16 protein-coding genes and 1 pseudogene are annotated in these 16,278 nt (G+C 71.8%); 3 read left to right on the top strand and 14 right to left on the bottom strand.

What is annotated here, in order from left to right:
- Positions 1 to 36 precede the first annotated feature (36 nt).
- Complete coding sequence (locus FJR00_RS06135) at positions 37 to 1,365, top strand: MATE family efflux transporter (RefSeq protein WP_238330346.1); 1,329 nt, start codon at positions 37 to 39, stop codon at positions 1,363 to 1,365.
- A 14-nt stretch (positions 1,366 to 1,379) separates the two neighbouring features.
- Here the strand turns inward: FJR00_RS06135 and mnhG are convergent, their stop codons facing one another.
- The 10 genes from mnhG to rpsF all read right to left on the bottom strand — a co-directional run bounded on the left by mnhG (position 1,380) and on the right by rpsF (position 9,536).
- Positions 1,380 to 1,730: a monovalent cation/H(+) antiporter subunit G gene (gene mnhG, locus FJR00_RS06130; RefSeq protein WP_075959207.1), complete on the bottom strand. Its 351-nt coding sequence runs from the start codon at positions 1,728 to 1,730 to the stop codon at positions 1,380 to 1,382.
- Entirely contained in the window at positions 1,727 to 2,035 is a 309-nt protein-coding gene (locus FJR00_RS06125) for a monovalent cation/H+ antiporter complex subunit F (protein ID WP_075959208.1), read from the bottom strand. The genes mnhG and FJR00_RS06125 overlap by 4 nt, the downstream gene beginning before the upstream one ends.
- Positions 2,032 to 2,613, bottom strand: a complete 582-nt coding sequence (locus FJR00_RS06120; RefSeq protein WP_141337926.1) for a Na+/H+ antiporter subunit E — start codon at positions 2,611 to 2,613, stop codon at positions 2,032 to 2,034. The genes FJR00_RS06125 and FJR00_RS06120 overlap by 4 nt, the downstream gene beginning before the upstream one ends.
- Complete coding sequence (locus FJR00_RS06115; RefSeq protein WP_141338072.1) at positions 2,610 to 4,142, bottom strand: Na+/H+ antiporter subunit D; 1,533 nt, start codon at positions 4,140 to 4,142, stop codon at positions 2,610 to 2,612. Before FJR00_RS06115 ends, FJR00_RS06120 begins: the two co-directional genes overlap by 4 nt.
- 17 nt (positions 4,143 to 4,159) lie before the next feature.
- On the bottom strand, positions 4,160 to 4,702 hold the full coding sequence (locus tag FJR00_RS06110) for a Na(+)/H(+) antiporter subunit C (protein WP_141337925.1): 543 nt from the start codon (positions 4,700 to 4,702) through the stop codon (positions 4,160 to 4,162).
- Positions 4,699 to 7,596 carry a Na+/H+ antiporter subunit A gene (locus FJR00_RS06105; protein ID WP_141337924.1) on the bottom strand — a complete coding sequence of 966 codons (2,898 nt, stop codon included), beginning with the start codon at positions 7,594 to 7,596 and terminating at the stop codon, positions 4,699 to 4,701. The genes FJR00_RS06110 and FJR00_RS06105 overlap by 4 nt, the downstream gene beginning before the upstream one ends.
- Positions 7,597 to 7,729: 133 nt before the next feature.
- On the bottom strand, positions 7,730 to 8,176 hold the full coding sequence (gene rplI, locus FJR00_RS06100) for a 50S ribosomal protein L9 (protein WP_141337923.1): 447 nt from the start codon (positions 8,174 to 8,176) through the stop codon (positions 7,730 to 7,732).
- A gap of 22 nt (positions 8,177 to 8,198) precedes the next feature.
- Positions 8,199 to 8,435, bottom strand: coding sequence for a 30S ribosomal protein S18 (gene rpsR, locus FJR00_RS06095; RefSeq protein WP_075959211.1), 237 nt, complete (start codon positions 8,433 to 8,435; stop codon positions 8,199 to 8,201).
- Positions 8,436 to 8,577: 142 nt separating this feature from the next.
- Complete coding sequence (locus FJR00_RS06090; protein ID WP_141337922.1) at positions 8,578 to 9,198, bottom strand: single-stranded DNA-binding protein; 621 nt, start codon at positions 9,196 to 9,198, stop codon at positions 8,578 to 8,580.
- Between the two features lie 50 nt (positions 9,199 to 9,248).
- Positions 9,249 to 9,536: a 30S ribosomal protein S6 gene (rpsF, locus tag FJR00_RS06085; protein WP_075959213.1), complete on the bottom strand. Its 288-nt coding sequence runs from the start codon at positions 9,534 to 9,536 to the stop codon at positions 9,249 to 9,251.
- 221 nt (positions 9,537 to 9,757) lie between these two features.
- On the opposite strand from rpsF, the gene FJR00_RS06080 reads away from it, so the two are divergent.
- Together FJR00_RS06080 and FJR00_RS06075 are read left to right on the top strand one after the other, a co-directional pair.
- Positions 9,758 to 11,899, top strand: coding sequence for an acyltransferase family protein (locus tag FJR00_RS06080; protein ID WP_141337921.1), 2,142 nt, complete (start codon positions 9,758 to 9,760; stop codon positions 11,897 to 11,899).
- A 72-nt stretch (positions 11,900 to 11,971) separates the two neighbouring features.
- Entirely contained in the window at positions 11,972 to 13,138 is a 1,167-nt protein-coding gene (locus FJR00_RS06075; protein ID WP_141337920.1) for a nucleotide sugar dehydrogenase, read from the top strand.
- Positions 13,139 to 13,214: 76 nt separating this feature from the next.
- On the opposite strand, the gene FJR00_RS06070 is transcribed toward FJR00_RS06075, so the two are convergent.
- The 4 genes and pseudogenes from FJR00_RS06070 to FJR00_RS15690 form a co-directional block, all read right to left on the bottom strand.
- Positions 13,215 to 13,895 (bottom strand): glycosyltransferase, encoded by a 681-nt coding sequence (locus tag FJR00_RS06070; protein ID WP_141337919.1) that lies wholly within the window; start codon positions 13,893 to 13,895, stop codon positions 13,215 to 13,217.
- Between the two features lie 455 nt (positions 13,896 to 14,350).
- Positions 14,351 to 15,208, bottom strand: a complete 858-nt coding sequence (locus FJR00_RS06065) for an ABC transporter ATP-binding protein (RefSeq protein WP_141337918.1) — start codon at positions 15,206 to 15,208, stop codon at positions 14,351 to 14,353.
- Complete coding sequence (locus FJR00_RS06060) at positions 15,195 to 16,100, bottom strand: ABC transporter permease (protein ID WP_272949571.1); 906 nt, start codon at positions 16,098 to 16,100, stop codon at positions 15,195 to 15,197. Before FJR00_RS06060 ends, FJR00_RS06065 begins: the two co-directional genes overlap by 14 nt.
- Positions 16,097 to 16,278 (bottom strand): annotated as a pseudogene (locus FJR00_RS15690) (nucleotide sugar dehydrogenase); the annotation flags it as partial. The gene FJR00_RS06060 and the pseudogene FJR00_RS15690, both read right to left, overlap by 4 nt.

Raw genomic sequence — 16,278 nt, 5'->3', positions numbered from 1 at the left:
CGGGCCCGTCGTCGTGGGCTGGCACACTTGCCGCTCGTGAGCAGCACCCCCGACCGGTCCTCCCTGCGCCGGGAGGTGCTGCGCCTGGCGGTCCCCGCCTTCCTCGCGCTCGTCGCCGAGCCGCTCTTCCTCCTGGCCGACTCGGCCATCGTCGGCCACCTGGGCACCGCGGCCCTGGCCGGCCTCGGGGTGGCCAGTGCCGTCCTGCTCACCGCGGTCAACATCTTCGTCTTCCTCGCCTACGGCACGACCGCCGTCGTCGCCCGCCGCCTGGGCGCCGGCGACCAGCGCGGGGCGCTCAGCGCCGGTATCGACGGGATGTGGTTGGCGGTGCTGCTGGGCGTGCTCGCCGCGGCCGCCACCGCCCTCTGGGCCCAGCCCGTCGTCGAGGTCTTCGGTGCCACCCCGGGTGCCACCGCGGAGGCGGTGACCTACCTGCGCGTGTCGACGATCGGCATACCCCCGATGCTGGTCGTGCTGGCCGCGACCGGGGTCCTGCGCGGTCTGCAGGACACCCGCACCCCCCTGGTCGTCTCGGTCGTGGGCTTCACCACCAACGCCCTGCTGTCCCTGCTGCTGGTCCACGGGGTGGGCTGGGGGAGCGCCGGCGCCGCGTGGGGCACCGTGCTGGCGCAGACCGGGATGGCGGTGGCGATGACCGCCGTCGTCGTGCGCGCAGCCCGGCGGCTGGACGCCCCGCTGGGCTTCGCCGCCTCCGGGGTGCTGCGGGCCGCGGCCGGCGGGGTCCCCCTCCTCGTGCGCACCCTGTCCCTGCGCGCCGTGCTCCTGCTGACCACCTGGGTCGCCGCGGGGCTCGGCGAGCCGGAGCTGGCGGCCCACCAGGTGGCGATGACGGTATGGAGCTCGCTCGCCTTCGCGCTCGACGCGCTGGCGATCGCGGCGCAGGCGCTCGTGGGCAAGGCGCTCGGGGCCGGCGACGTCGCTGGCACCCGGGCCGCCACGGCGATGATGGTGCGCTGGGGCGTCTGGTTCGGGGTGGTCCTGGCGGTCCTCATCGTGGCCACCCACCGCGTCGTCGCGCTCGCCTTCTCCACCGACCCCCGGGTGCACGCGGCCCTGGGTGCCGCGCTGCTCGTGGTGGCCCTGGGCCAGCCCGTCTCCGGGATCGCGTTCGTCCTCGACGGCGTGCTCATCGGGGCCGGCGACGCCCGCTGGCTGGCGTGGGCGCAGACGGTGTTCCTGCTGGCCTACCTGCCGCTGGCGCTGGCCGTGCGGGCCCTGGACCAGGTCGGCGTCACCGGGCTGGTCTGGCTGTGGCTGGCCTACACCGCATGGATGGCCGTGCGCGCCGCCGGGCTGACCTGGCGGTCCCGGCAGGACACCTGGATGGTCACCGGCGCCTGAGCCTCCGGCACCGGTCAGCCACCCTCGGCGCCGGTGCCCGACCGTCGGGCCAGGTGGATGTCGGCGGGCTCGACCTGGCCGGTCCGGAACCCGGCCCGGCCGACCATGTGCGCGCCGGCCGGGATGGTCAGCAGCTGGAAGACGCCGATGAGCAGCAGCATGCCCACGTCCAGGCCGGACCGGGTGCGCAGCCCCACCCCCAGCAGCACGAGCAGCACGCCGAGCACCTGCGGCTTGGTGCCGGCGTGCATGCGGGTCAGCAGGTCGGGGAAGCGCAGCAGGCCGATGCCCGCGGCCAGGCACAGGAGGGCGCCGACCAGCAGCGCGGCCAGGCCGAGCAGGTCGGCGACGTCGGTCCAGCTCACGGCTCCAACCGTCCTTCCTCCGAGCCCGGGTCACGGTCCTTGGCGACGAACCGGGCCACCGCCACCGAGGCCAGGAAACCCACGAGCGAGAGCGAGATGAGCAGCGGCAGGGTCGTCGACCCGCTCGTGAGCGCGGCCTGGGCCCCCAGCGCGCAGACGACGATTGAGACGAGCACGTCGGTGGCGACCACCCGGTCGAGCACGCTGGGTCCGATGGTGATCCGCACGAGGGTCAGCGCCGCGGCCACCGCCAGCACCGCCCCGACGGTCCACGCGAGCACGCCCTCCAGCACGTCCAGGCTCATCGGGCCTCCTTCCGTCGGCGCGGGTCCAGCAGTTCCTCGGCGCGCGGGTCGAAGGCCCGCAGCACCCGGGCCTCCTGGCCCAGCACCCGGCGGCGGACCGCCTTGGCCTCGCGTGGGGTGGAGACGTCCAGCGCGTGCAGGGTGAGCAGCCGGGTGGACGGCTCGAGGTCGACGACGACCGTCCCGGGCACCAGGGCGGTCATCTCGGCGGTGATCGTCTGCAGCAGCTCGTCGTCGCCGGCCAGCTCGAGGTCCATCACCACGCCGCGCACCGGCGGGCCCGGCCGCACGGTCAGCCAGGCCACCTGGAAGGAGGCCACGAGGACGTCGGCCAGGAAGCGGGCGACGAGCACGACGAACGCCCACGGACGCAGCCGCAGCCGCACCCGCACCCTCGGCAGCGGGAAGACGACGAGCACGAGCACCGCGGTGAGCACCCCGCCGGCGACGACGACGGCCGAATGGCTGCCCCAGAGCAGGACCCAGACCGCGGTGAGCCAGAAGACCGACCACCAGGACAGCCGTCGGGGGGTATGCCGTCGCGCGCCGTTCGTGCTCGTGCCCGTGCCCGTGCTCACAGGCTCACCCCCGGGCCGAGGACAGCGTCCAGGTAGGGCGTGCGGAGCATGAGGTCGACCGCCGCCCGGGTGGTCACGTCGTAGAGCGGTCCGGCCACGACGACCAGGCCGACGCCGACGGCGACCAGCGCGCCGGTCGGCAGCAGCACGCCCAGGCCCAGGGCGCCGTGGTGCCCGCCGCGCAGCGGGCCGCTGCCGGTGATCCCCTCGGGGTTCTCCGACCAGAAGGCGCGCCCCCAGACCCGCGCGACGGCATACAGGGTGAGCAGGGAGGTGACGACCGAGGCGACGACCAGGGCCCAGGCCAGCCACCGTCCGTCGTCGACGCCCGCCTGGATGAGCCCGACCTTGCCGAGGAAGCCGGTGAACGGGGGGATGCCGGCGAGGTTCATCGCCGGGACGAAGAACAGCACGCCGACGATCGGGCTGATCCTGGCCAGGTCGCCGAGCCGGGCGGTGTCGGTGGAGCCGCCGACCCGTTCGACGAGACCGGTGACGAGGAACAGCGTGGTCTGCACGAGGATGTGGTGGGCGACGTAGAAGATGGCCGCCGCCAGCCCGATCGTGCTGCCCAGGGCGATGCCGAAGAGCATGTAGCCGATGTGGCTGACCAGCGTGTAGGACAGCATCCGCTTGATGTCGTCCTGCACGATCGCGCCGAGGATGCCCACGACCATCGTCAGCAGCGCCGCCCACAGCAGCAGGTCGTCGAACCGGGTCTGGGGGAACAGCAGCGTCTGGGTCCGGATCATGGCGTAGACGCCGACCTTGGTCAGCAGGCCGGCGAAGACGGCCGTCACCGGCGCCGGGGCGGTGGGGTAGGAGTCGGGCAGCCAGCCGGACATGGGGAAGACGGCGGCCTTGACCGCGAAGCCGATGAGCAGCATGACGTGCAGCAGGGCGGCGGTCCCGGGCTGGATCTCGCCCAGCCGCTGGGCCAGCAGCGCCAGGTTGACCGTGCCCGCGGCCGCGTAGACCAGGGCGATGGCGGTGAGGAAGATCATCGAGGACAGCAGGCTGACCAGCACGTAGGTCGTGCCCGCCCGGACACGCTCGACCGTGCCCCCGAGGGTGAGGAGCACGAAGCTGGCGGCCAGCAGCATCTCGAAGCCGACGTAGAGGTGGAACAGGTCGCCGGAGACGAAGGTGGTGGTCACGCCGGCCGCGAGCACGAGGATCGAGGGGTGGAAGACCGGCAGCGGCGAGTGCCCGTCGGACTCGTCGTCGAAGGAGCTGGCCCCCTGGCCGACGGAGTAGGCGAGCACCCCCATCGTCACGGTCGTGGAGACGATGACCATGAGGGCGGCCAGCCGGTCCACGATCAGGACGATGCCCTCCCACGGCATCCAGCCCCCGACGAGCATGACCTGGGGGCCCTGGGTGTCGGCCGCCCACAGCAGCCAGCCGGCGAGCACGAGCATGGCGGCCAGCACGGTCATGCTGACGACGCGCTGGACACCGGTGCGGCCGGTCGCGGCGAGCGTGATCCCCGCGCCGATGAGGGGAAGCACGACGAGGAGGGGCACCATCCAGGCCCAGGTGGTCGTCACCGCCGCTCCCCCCTCTCGTCGTGCCCGTGCCCGTGGTGCCGGTCCTCGTCCTCCACGAACTCGTCGTGCGCGTGCTCCGCGCCGGTCTCGTCGTGGTGGCTGCTCTCGGTGCGGTGACCCTCCGCCTCGATCTCGTCGCTCGTCTCGCGCGCGGAGGGCCCGGGGCCGATGTCGTCGGCCTCGGCGCGCGCGTGGATCCGGGCGGACTCGGTGTCGTCGTCGACGAGGTCGACCCCGGACAGCTGGCGTCCTCGGTGGGCGAGCGCGAGCACGAAGGCGGTCATCCCCAGGGTGATGACGATGGCGGTGAGCACCAGGGCCTGCGGCACCGGGTCCGCCATCCGCTCCCCGGTCGGGGAGGCCCCCACGATCGGCGGGGCCCCGGGGGGTCCGGAGGCGATGATGAACAGCAGGTTGATGCCGTTGCCCATGAGCAGGAAGCCCATGAGCGCGCGCACGAGCGAGCGGGACAGGAACAGGTAGGTGCCCGTCCCGACGAGGGCCGCGGAGGTGAGCACGAGGGTGAGGTTGGGGGTCATCGGCCGGCCACCCGTTCCTTCTCGTCGGCGGCGATCTCGTCGATGCCCGAGCCGAAGCTGCGCAGGATGTCGAGCATCAGGCCCAGCACGACGAGGTAGACGCCGACGTCGAAGAGCAGCGAGGTGACCACGTGCACCTCGCCCAGCAGCGGCACGGGGACATCGGTGATCCAGGTGCGCAGGGCGGGCGATCCGAAGAGCATCGGCAGGACGGCCGAGCCGCCGGCGATGAACAGCCCGGTGCCCAGCAGGGAGGCGGGGCGCACCGGCAGGGCCGCGCTGAGCTCGGCGCCGTAGCCGGCGAGGTAGCGCAGGCACAGCGCCAGCCCGGCCACGATGCCGGCGGCGAACCCGCCGCCGGGCTGGTTGTGCCCGGACAGGAGCAGGTAGATCGACCAGAGGACGATCGTGTGGAAGACGAGGTGGGTGACGATCTCCAGGATCGTCGAGCGGCGGTCGGGGTCGAGCAGGTCCACCCGGGCGATCCACGGGGTGACCGCGTCCTGCCGGTCGTCGACGGGGTCGACGCCCGGTCGGGCCCACTGGTCCCGGGCCCGCAGGATCCCCTCGGCCGCCCTGCGCAGGTTCTCGTCCCGGAGGAAGATGAGGCTGGCCACGCCGGTGGCGGCGGCGAGGATGACCGACAGCTCGCCCATCGTGTCCCAGGCGCGCACGTCCACGAGGATGACGTTGACGATGTTCTTGCCGCCGCCGTAGTCGACGGCCCGGTCGGCCAGGCCCGCCCCGGCCGGCTCCTGGACCCGCGACCCGGACGCCACGACCGCGGCGGCCCCGACGACGGCGGCCGCGGCCGCGCCGATGACCGCGCGGACCCGCCGGTTGGCCCGGGTGGGGTCGTCGGGGAAGCGGCCGGAGAGGCGGCGCAGCACGAGGACGAGCACGACGAGGGTCACCGTCTCCACGAGCAGCTGGGTCAGGGCGAGGTCGGGGGCCCCGTGCAGCAGGTAGAGGTAGGCCGTGCCGTAGCCGGTGACCCCGACCAGGAAGACCGCCCGCAGCCGGCGCCGTGCCCGGGTGGCCAGGAAGGCGGCGGACACAACCAGCGCCGCCGTGGCCACCTGGGCGGCCGAGTCGGTGAGCCGCAGGGCCGGCCAGCTGACCTCCCGGGTGACCATCGTCACGGTCGGGACCACGATGATGACGGCCACGATCGTGCCGAGCAGGACGGGCAGCGACCCGCGCTGCAGGAAGCCGGTGACCTCCAGGGCCACCCGGTCGACCCCCCGCATCAGGTGGTGGTAGCCGCGACCGGCGTCGAACGGGGAGAGGGGGACGGGCACCTCGACGGGGCGGCGCGACTGCATACCCCACCAGAGGGCGCCGAGCACCCAGACGAGCACCGAGACCCCCAGCGCCGGGGTGAGCCCGTGCCACAGGCCCAGGTGCACCTCGGGGCCGGCGACGTGCGTCACGAACACGGTATGCGGTGCCAGCACCTCCTCGAGCACGGTCGAGGTGAGGCCCAGCGCGAGACCGGCGACACCGAGGAGGACCGGGACGGCCACGAGCACCCAGGTCGGGCGGTGCCAGTGCGGGGGCGCGGGGCGGCCCACCGGGGGGCGGGAGGAGTCGGTGAACGCGCCCCAGAGGAAGCGGAAGGAGTAGGCGGCCGTCATCACCGAGCCGAGCACGACCGCCACGGCGGCACCGCCCTGCAGGGACCACCAGCCGTCGGCGGGGTCGAGCACGGCGGTGACGGCGGCCTCCTTGCCGACGAAGCCGAGCAGCACGGGCAGCCCGGCCATCGACAGCGCCGACAGGGTGGCCCCGGCCGTCAGCCACGGCATCCGGGTGCGGACCCCGGTGAGGCGGCGGATGTCACGGGTCCCGGTGGCGTGGTCGATCGTGCCGACCGCCAGGAAGAGGGAGGACTTGAACAGCGCGTGGGCCACGAGCATCGTCAGCCCGGCCAGCGTCGCCCCCGCGCTGCCGTAGCCGAGGAGGAGGATCAGGAATCCCAGCTGGCTGACGGTGCCATAGGCCAGCAGCAGCTTGAGGTCGTTCTGCCGGGTGGCACGGAAGGCGCCCAGCAGCATGGTGGCGCCGCCCAGCACGAGCACGGTCACCTGCCAGGCCGGCAGGTCGGCGTAGGCCGGGGCGAACCGGGCGACCAGGTAGACCCCGGCCTTGACCATGGCGGCGGCGTGCAGGTAGGCGCTGATCGGGGTGGGCGCCACCATGGCCCCGGGCAGCCAGAAGTGGAAGGGCACCAGGGCCGACTTCGTGATCGCACCCACGAGCAGGAGCACCACGCCGACGCTGGTGGCGGTGCCGGCCGTCGGGAAGGCCACCAGCTCGCTGATCCGGTAGGTGCCGCCCGCGGTGCCGAGCACGACGATCCCCACGAGCATCGCCAGCCCGCCGGCCGTGGTGACGATGAGCGCCTGCTTGGCCGCGCGGGTGCTCGCCGGGCTGCGCGAGAGGTAGCCGATGAGCAGGTAGCTCAGGATCGTGGTGAGCTCCCAGAAGACGTAGAGCAGCAGCAGGTCGTCGGCGGTGACCAGGCCGAGCATGGCGCCGGCGAAGGCGGTGAGCGAGGCGGCCAGCAGGCCGACGTTGCCGCGGGTGTCGTCGCGCAGGTAGTGCGCGCAGTAGACGAGCACCAGGGCGCCGACGACGGAGACGACCATGGTGAGCACCCAGGCGAGGGTGTCCACCCGGAAGGTCAGGTCCATGCCGAGGTCGGAGACCCAGTTGACGCGCTCGGTGTGCGGCTCCGCGCCGCCGGCGGCCCACACCTGGGTGGCGGCCCAGACGGCGGTGGCGGCCGGAGCCAGCGCCAGCCCCCAGAACACCCCCGTCCCCAGCCGGCGCACGAGGCTGGGCGCGACCAGCGCCGCCCCCAGGTGCAGCAGCAGGAGGGCAACGATCATGCGGCGGCCCTCCCCGGGTCGGTGGTGTGCGGTCCGCAGAGTCTACCGGCGGACGCACGTCGGCCCCGGTCCCGCTGCTGCGGGGCCGGGGCCGTCGGTGCGGCGCGGCGTGCGCCGGGTGGTGCGTCGGGCCTCAGGAGGCGACGACGGTCACCGTGACGTCCGCGGAGACGTCGTCGTGCAGGCGCACCTGGACCGGGTGGTCACCGACCGTGCGGATCGGGGTCGGGACCTCGATCTTGCGCTTGTCGACCTGCGGGCCGCCGGCCGCGACGATCGCGTCGGCGATCTCCGCGGGGGTGACGGCGCCGAAGAGCCGGCCGCCCTGGCCGGCCCGGGCCGAGACGGTGATCTCGGCGTCCTGGAGCCGGGCCTTGGCGGTCGAGGCCTCCTCGGCGGTCTTCACGGCGCGCTTCTCGCGGCCACGGGTGATCGCGTCGACCTGCTTCTGCCCGCCCTTGGTCCAGGGCATGGCCACCTTGCGGGGCAGCAGGAAGTTGCGGGCGTAGCCGTCCTTGACCTCGACCACGTCGCCGGCGGTCCCGAGACCCGAGACCGGCTGGGTGAGAATGAGCTTCATCACTTCTCCTGTCGTCGGGTGGTCAGCGGGCGGAGCTGGAGTAGGGCAGCAGCGCCATCTCACGCGCGTTCTTCACGGCGTTGGCGATGCGGCGCTGCTCCTGCACGGTCACGCCGGTGACGCGCCGGGCACGGATCTTGCCGCGGTCGGAGATGAACTTGCGCAGCAGCGCCGTGTCCTTGTAGTCGATCGCCTCGATCTTGGCGGCCTTGAGAGGGTTCGCCTTCTTCTTGGGCTTGCGCACAACGGGCTTGGCCATCGTGGTGCTCTCCCCTTTCGTGAGAGCCCGAGCGGTGCTCGGGATGGTGTGGTTCTTCAGGTATGCAGCGGGCGGGCGGCGGACCGTCCGTCCGGTGCGGGTGGGGCCGGGTCGCGGGCGACCCGGTCCGGTGCGGCGTCGGTCAGAACGGCGGCTCGTCGTAGGACGGCGCGCCGCCCCATCCGCTGCCGGACTGCTGACCGCCGCTGGTCGCCCCACCGGTGGCCCACGGGTCGGCGTCGGGCTGACCGCCGCCCTGCTGGCCGCCCGCGGGCTGCGCCTGCGGCTGGCCGCCGGGCTGACCCTGGGGCTGGCCCCAGCCGCCGGCCTGCTGGCCGCCGCCGGGCTGACCGCCCTGCTGGCCGCCCCAGCCGCCGCCACCCTGGCCGCCGCTGCCGCGCTGGGTCTTGGTGACCTGGGCGGTGGCGTAGCGCAGGGAGGGACCGACCTCGTCGACCTGCATCTCCATGACGGTGCGGTTCTCACCCTCGTTGGTCTGCCAGGAGCGCGAGACGAGCCGTCCGGTGACGATGACGCGCATGCCCTTGGACAGCGACTCGGAGGCGTTCTCCGCCGCCTCGCGCCACACCGAGCAGCGCATGAACAGCGTCTCGCCGTCCTTGAACTCGTTGGCCTGGCGGTCGAACTGGCGCGGGGTGGACGCCACCGTGAAGTTGGCGACGGCCGCTCCGCTGGGGGTGAAGCGCAGCTCCGGGTCGGCGGTCAGGTTGCCGACGACGGTGATGGGGGTCTCTCCGGCCATGTCAGATCATCCTCGGTCCGTGGTCCTTCGATGGGGGGTGTGCGGGCGACTCAGGCGTCGCGGCGCAGCAGCTTGGTCCGCAGGACGGACTCGTTCAGGCCCAGCTGGCGGTCCAGCTCCTGGGCAGTCGCGGGCTCGGCGGTCAGCTGGACCACCGCGTAGATCCCCTCGGCCTGCTTCTTGATCTCGTACGCCATCCGGCGACGGCCCATGACGTCGATGGTGTCGACGGTGCCACCGTCCTTGGGCACCACGGCGAGCATCTTCTCCAGCGTGGGCTGGAGGTTCCGCTCGTCGGTCTCGGGGTCGAGGATGATCATCAGCTCGTACTGACGCATGCGTGAACCCACCTCCTTCGGTCTCGTGCGGTCACGGTCTCTCCGTGACAGGAGGGCTTCATACGTCCCACCTCCCCGAGCCTGCCACGGTCGGTGCGACCGGGACCGGCGTCGTCCACAGGCGGGGCCTGCGACGGGGCGGTGAACCCGTCCACGGTACCGGGCACGCCCGCGGGCGGCCTAATCCGCCGGACCCCGGGCCGGGGGTAGCGTCGGCGGCGATGACCGCCACCGCCCTCCCACCTGCCGGCCCGGCCACCGCCCGGGCCCGCACGAAGGGTCCCCTGCGGGGCGACATCGAGGGGCTGCGGGCCGTCGCGGTCCTCATGGTGCTGGCCTACCACGTGGGCCTGCCCGGCTCCTCGGGCGGCTTCGCCGGGGTGGACGTCTTCTTCGTCATCTCCGGCTACCTCATCACCAGCCAGCTCGTGCGGGAGGCCACGCAGGAGGGACGGGTCTCGATCCCGAGGTTCTACGCCCGGCGGGCGCGGCGGCTGCTGCCCGCGGCCACGGTCGTGCTGGTGTCCACGACCCTCGCGGGGCTGCTGGTCCTGCCGCGGGGGCGGCAGACCGAGCTGGGGACGGAGGTGCTGGCCGCGACCGGGTATGTCGTCAACTGGCTCTTCGCCTCCCGCGAGGTGGACTACCTGGCCGAGGACGCCGACCCCTCCTGGGTGCAGCACTACTGGTCGCTGTCGGTCGAGGAGCAGTTCTACGTCGTCTGGCCGCTGCTCATCATCCTCGTGCTCTGGCTGGCCACGAAGCTTCGCCTCCGTTTCCTGCGGCTGCTCACCGTGGTGCTCGCGGGGCTGGTGGCGGCCAGCCTGGTGTGGTCGGTGGTGCACACCGCGGACTCGCCGGGAACGGCATACTTCTCCACCCTCACCCGGGCCTGGCAGCTGGGCGCGGGCGCCCTGCTGGTGCTGCTCACCCCGGCCCTCGCGCGGGTTCGCCGCCCGGTCGCCGCGGGCGCGGCCTGGGGCGGGCTCGCGCTGGTGGCGGCGACCCTGGTCGTCGTCGACGGTGGCACCGCCTGGCCGGGGTCCGCGGCGCTGCTGCCCACGGTGGGGACGGCCGCGGTGATCGCCGCGGGCATCGCGTGGGCGGACAGCCCGCCGGCCCGTCTGCTCGGCGTCGCACCGATGCGGTTCCTCGGCGGGCTGTCCTACGGGCTGTACCTGTGGCACTGGCCGGCCCTGAGCCTGCTGGCCGAGGTGCGCCCGGACGCGTCGCTGCCGGTGCGCGTCGTGGTGGCGCTGGGTTCGGTGGTGCTCGCCTGGCTGACGCTGCGGCTCGTCGAGGACCCGGTCCGGTTCAGCCCGCTCCTCGCCCGCGACCAGCGACGGACGCTCACGCTGGGGGCGGTGGCGATGGCCACGTCGGGCGCCCTGGCGCTCGCCCTGGTCGTCACCGCCCCCCGGCTGGAGACCACGCTCGACGGCGCGGACGGGGCGGTCGCGCTCGTCGACCCCGCCAGCCGGGCGTCGGAAGAGCTGCGGATGCGCAGCGACCCGGCGGCCGCCGTCGGACCGGTCGACCAGCTGGTCCCCGACCCGGCGACCGTCGAGGAGGACCTGTCCCTGGCCTACCGGGACGGCTGCCAGGTCAACGTCGAGGGCACCGAGCCGACCCCCGTCGACGAGTGCTGGTACGGCGACCCCGACGGGGACACCACGGTGGCGCTGGTCGGCGACTCCAAGGCCGAGCAGTGGAGCTCGGCGCTGCACGCGGTCGCCCTGCAGGAGGGCTGGCGCCTCAAGGCCTACACCAAGTCGGCGTGCGCCTTCGTCGACGAGGGCCGGTCGGAGTCCTGCCACGCCTACAACCGGGAGCTGTCGACACACCTGGGCGAGCCGGAGCATGCCCCGGACATCGTCGTCACCTCGGCGGGTGCCGGGTACGACGCGGAGATGGTGGACTCGGCGGTGGGCCTGCTCCGGCCGGCGCTGGACGCCGGGGCCGAGGTGGTGGTGCTCGCGGACACGTCGGGGCAGCGGCCGCGCGGCATGGGTGAGGACGTCACGGTCTACGAGTGCCTGGACGTCCACCGGGACGACCCGGCTCCGTGCTGGTCCGAGCCCCGGGAGGCCCCTGGCGACAAGCTGCTCGCCCCGCTGGCCGAGCGGCTGGACGCGTCGTTCGTCGACCTCGACCCCTGGATCTGCCCGGACCCGGACGAGCTGGGCGGCTGTGCGCCGGCCGTCGGCGGGGTGATCGTCAACCGCCAGGGCAGCCACCTGACCGGCAGCTACGTGCGCAGCCTCACGCCGGTCCTGCACCACGCCCTGGTCGTGGCCGGTGTCGCCTCGACGCCGTTGGACCAGATCGGCTGGGCGCCGGCCGTGGACCCGCAGCGCAGGTGATGCGGGTGGTCTCATCCAAGTCTCACCATGGCCCGGGCCATACTTGACCCGGTCACCCACGAAGGAGCCTGTATGAAGATCGCGATCGCCGGGACCGGGTACGTCGGCCTGTCCAACGCCGCCGTGCTGGCCCAGCACCACCAGGTCGTGGCCCTGGACATCGACCAGGGCAAGGTCGACCTGATCAACGACCGGCGCTCCCCGATCGTGGACCCCGAGCTGTCGCACCACCTGGCGACCAACCACCTGGACCTGCGCGCCACCACCGACCCCGCCGACGCCTACGACGGCGCCCAGGTCGTGCTCATCGCCACCCCGACCGACTACGACACCGAGACCAACTTCTTCGACACCTCCACCGTGGAGAAGGTCACCACCGACGCCCTGGCCCACGCCCCCGGCGCCACGATCGTCATCAAGTCCACCATCCCGGTCGGGTTCACCGAACGCCTGCGCACCGAGCACCCCGGCGCGGCCATCCTGTTCTCCCCCGAGTTCCTGCGCGAGGGCCGCGCCCTGCACGACAACCTCCACCCCAGCCGGATCATCGTCGGCGACACCGGCCAGGCCGGCCGGCTGGTCGCCGACCTGCTCCTGGAAGGAGCCCTCGACAAGGACGTGCCCGTCCTGCTCACCGGGTCCACCGAGGCCGAGGCCATCAAACTGTTCGCCAACACCTACCTGGCCATGCGCGTGGCCTACTTCAACGAGCTGGACACCTACGCCGCCACCCGCGGCCTGGACACCCGCCAGATCATCGAAGGGGTGGGCCTGGACCCCCGCATCGGCGCCCACTACAACAACCCCTCCTTCGGCTACGGCGGCTACTGCCTGCCCAAGGACACCCGCCAGCTGCTGGCCAACTACGGCGACGTCCCCCAGACCCTCATCACCGCCATCGTGGACGCCAACACCACCCGCATGGACTTCATCGCCGCCGACATCCTGTCCCGCAACCCCAAGACCGTCGGGATCTACCGGCTCATCATGAAGACCGGCTCGGACAACTTCCGCGCCTCCTCCATCCAGGGCGTCATGTCCCGCCTCCAGGCCCGCGGCGCCGACATCGTCATCCACGAACCCGCCCTCGAGAACCAGACGTTCCAAGGAGCCCGGGTCATCGACGACATCGACGAGTTCACCAAGACCTCCGACGTCATCATCGCCAACCGCCTCGACGACACCGCCCGCTCCTTCGGCGACAAGCTCTACACCCGCGACCTCTACAGCCGCGACTGACCACGGAACGGCTTCAGAGCCAGTTCACCTCAGGGCGTTCGGGCCACGTCGCCAGGCGGAACTCGACCCGGAGTACTCATGATCGCGGCTCCTCCTCGGCAATGCGGGTGAGGAGATCGACGAAGAGGGGTGCCTGGGCTCGCCAGTCGTAGTGAGCGGCGACCATCGCGTGCCCGGCGCGTCCGACCCTGGCCGCCTCCTCGGGATGGTCGTGCCAGCTGATTATCTGGTCGACCACCGACTCGACATCTCCGAACGGCACGATCGAGCCGCCGCCACTGCGCCGGACCAGGTTTGCCGGTACGGGTAGAGGCGTCGTGATCGCGGGAACGCCGTGGGCCATGTACTCGACCACCTTGGTCGGCATGCTCGGCCGAAAGTTCGCGACGTCGTGCAGGAGCGAGAGGCCTGCGAGTGCACCGTCGAGCCGAGTCAGCGCTTCCTCGTTGGGCACGAATCCTGACCAGGTCAACAACCCCTCGTCCTGGGCGCGGCTCAACAGGGTCGTCGCGCGGCCGTGAGCGGGACCGAGCACCTCCAGTCGGACCTGCCCGGAGGTCCTATGGGTGAGGCGCCTGGCGACCTCGATCATCTCCTGCACGCCGCGCTCGAGCGTCACACTGCCTAGGTAGACGACGCGATGAGGATGGTCGGGACGCGAACCTGCTGGTGGAGGATCCACCGGTACCGTGGTGGTGTTGGGGACGACGTGGTGGGGCTGACGGAAACGTCCGGCGTACTGCGCATCCGCCAGCATGAGGGCAAACCGTCTCTCGGCCCATCGCTCTACGGCGCGCACGGCTGCGGCCGCAGGGCCTCTGAGCCCTCTCGGGAGCCACGTGCGCACCTCGACCGCAGCCGCCGTGTCCTCGTGCACGTCCCACACGACGGGGGGGAGCGAGGGCAGACCCGCACTCGCCGGGAGCAGTTCTGGGTCGTGCAGGATGACGACGTCGTGGTCGGGTCCGAGCGTGCGGAGGATGCTCCGTGCGGAGCGCAGAGCAGCGATACGGCGCCGTCCGACGGCGCGCCTCACCGGGACCGTACGGAGCCCCGCCACGTCCTGGGGACGTGGGATGCCGTACCCGTCCCACGGCGCGACGTAGGTGACGTGCCATCCAGCCGCGAGGAGCGCGGAGATCTGCCGATGCCTGATGCGTGCATCGTCTGGGTGATGCACGACGGTCAGGACCAGTGCCCGCAAGGGTGGGCTCACGTCTTCTCCGGGGGGCTCCCCGTCGGGCCCTTCCGGGCACTCTTCTTCCGTGGTCGGCCGTACTTGGCGGCGTAGGCATCCACGACGTCTGCCGCGGGTCCGTCCATGACGAGAGCCCCGTCGTCCAGCCACAGCGCCCGCTCGCACATCTTGGTGATGGATCCCAAGTTGTGGCTGACCAGAAAGACGGTGCCTGCTGCCCCGCGAATCTCGGCGATTCGATCCTCGGCGCGCTCGCGGAACTGGGCATCCCCTGTGGCCAAGGCCTCGTCGACCACGAGGATGTCAGGCACGACTGCCGTCGAGATCGCAAACCGCAGCCGCGCACCCATCCCCGACGAGTACGACTTCATCGGAAGATCGATGAACTTGCCCAGATCGGCGAACTCCACGATCTCGTCGAACCGGGCTCGCACCTCCTTGGGCGTGAGACCCAGAGCCTGGGCCCCTATCCAGATGTTTTCCCGGCCGCTGAGGTTCGGCAACAGGACGGCGTTGACTCCGAGCAGCGCTGCCCTTCCCTTCAACCACAGTCGTCCCTCCGTCGGAGGCACGAGACCGGCGATGCTGCGTAGCAGGGTGGATTTTCCAGAGCCGTTGCGCCCCACGAGTCCGATCGACTCACCCTCGAACGCCACCAGAGACACACCTTTGACCGCGTGCACCTCTCGAATCCCCACGTTCTGAGTGCTGCGCTGAAAAATCTTCTTGAGGGCTCCCATGTCGTCGTCGTCCTCGATCGCCTTGCCCGTCCCGTAGATCCGGTAGGTGACGGAGACGTTCGAGGCGATGACGGTGGGCGTTCGTCCGTTCTGGGTCCCAGGCCCGTGGAAGCTCGGCTCAGGAGCGCCCATAGGTCCCCTCACCCCTCCAGAAGACGATCAGGCCGATCACCAGGAGGCCGGCCGCCCAGCCGCTGGCTGCCACCCACGTCTCCCAACGAACCGGGTACTCCTGCATCAAGGGCTCGCGCACGAGAGTCAGGAGGGCGGCGAACGGTTGGTACTGGAGCACCCCCGCCAACCACTCGGGGGCGTCGTCCCCGACCCGTTCCAGGGCAGCATCCACGCTGAAGAACACCCCGGATACGTAACGCAGTATCCGGACGACCAGGGGGACGAGATTCGCCGTGTCGCGCACCGCGTTGACCACCCGTGCCGTGATCATCCCCATACCGAGGCTGACGAGGAGCACCAGGAGGAGAGTGACAGGAAAGAGCAACCAGGTCAGGGACGGCTTCTCGCCGCTGACCAAGGCGATGAGCAGGAGAGTCAGGAAGGCCGGCAAGGCGGCCACGAACTCGGACAGGACGGTGGTGATCGGCAGGAGGACCCTGGGGAAGCTCAGTGATCGGATCATGGCTGACTTCTTCAGGACAGACTTGCTGCCGCTCGTGAGCGCCGCCGCCAGCGGGATGTACGTGAAGAGTCCGATGGTCAGGAAGGCGACGAAATTCTCGATGCCGCCGCTGGTGCCGATGAGAATCCCGAAGATCAGGTAGTAGGCGACCCCCATGAGCAGGGGATTGAGGATGGACCACAGGAGGCCGAGGTAGTTGTCCTGGTGGTTGGACACGAAGTCCCCCCTCGCCATGGCCCACATGAGATGTCGGTGACGCCAGACGTCACGCAGGTACGACATCAGACCGGGACGCTGCCCCACGAGTTCGAGTCCGTGCCGCCGGGCCAGCTCCTCCGCGGCCTCTGGGGACAGGGGTGGAGCGAGCGGGCCGTCGCCGCCGCTCACAACCGGTGGATCTTCTGCCCCGGAGAAACCTTCCCCCGGGTGTCGAAGAACGCAGCGGCTGCAGCCGCGATGGTGTCGAGGTCGTACTCGCGGTGGTTCTGGACCAGGATGGCCAGGTCGGCCTCACCGACCGCGGCCGCAGCATCCTCGACCCGGACGGCCTCTGGCACCGAGGTCC

It is taken from the genome of Ornithinimicrobium kibberense, assembly GCF_006519705.1.
Classification (GTDB): domain Bacteria; phylum Actinomycetota; class Actinomycetes; order Actinomycetales; family Dermatophilaceae; genus Ornithinicoccus; species Ornithinicoccus kibberensis.
Note: the sequence above shows the minus strand (reverse complement) of the source record. Positions and strands in the feature narration are given on the sequence as shown.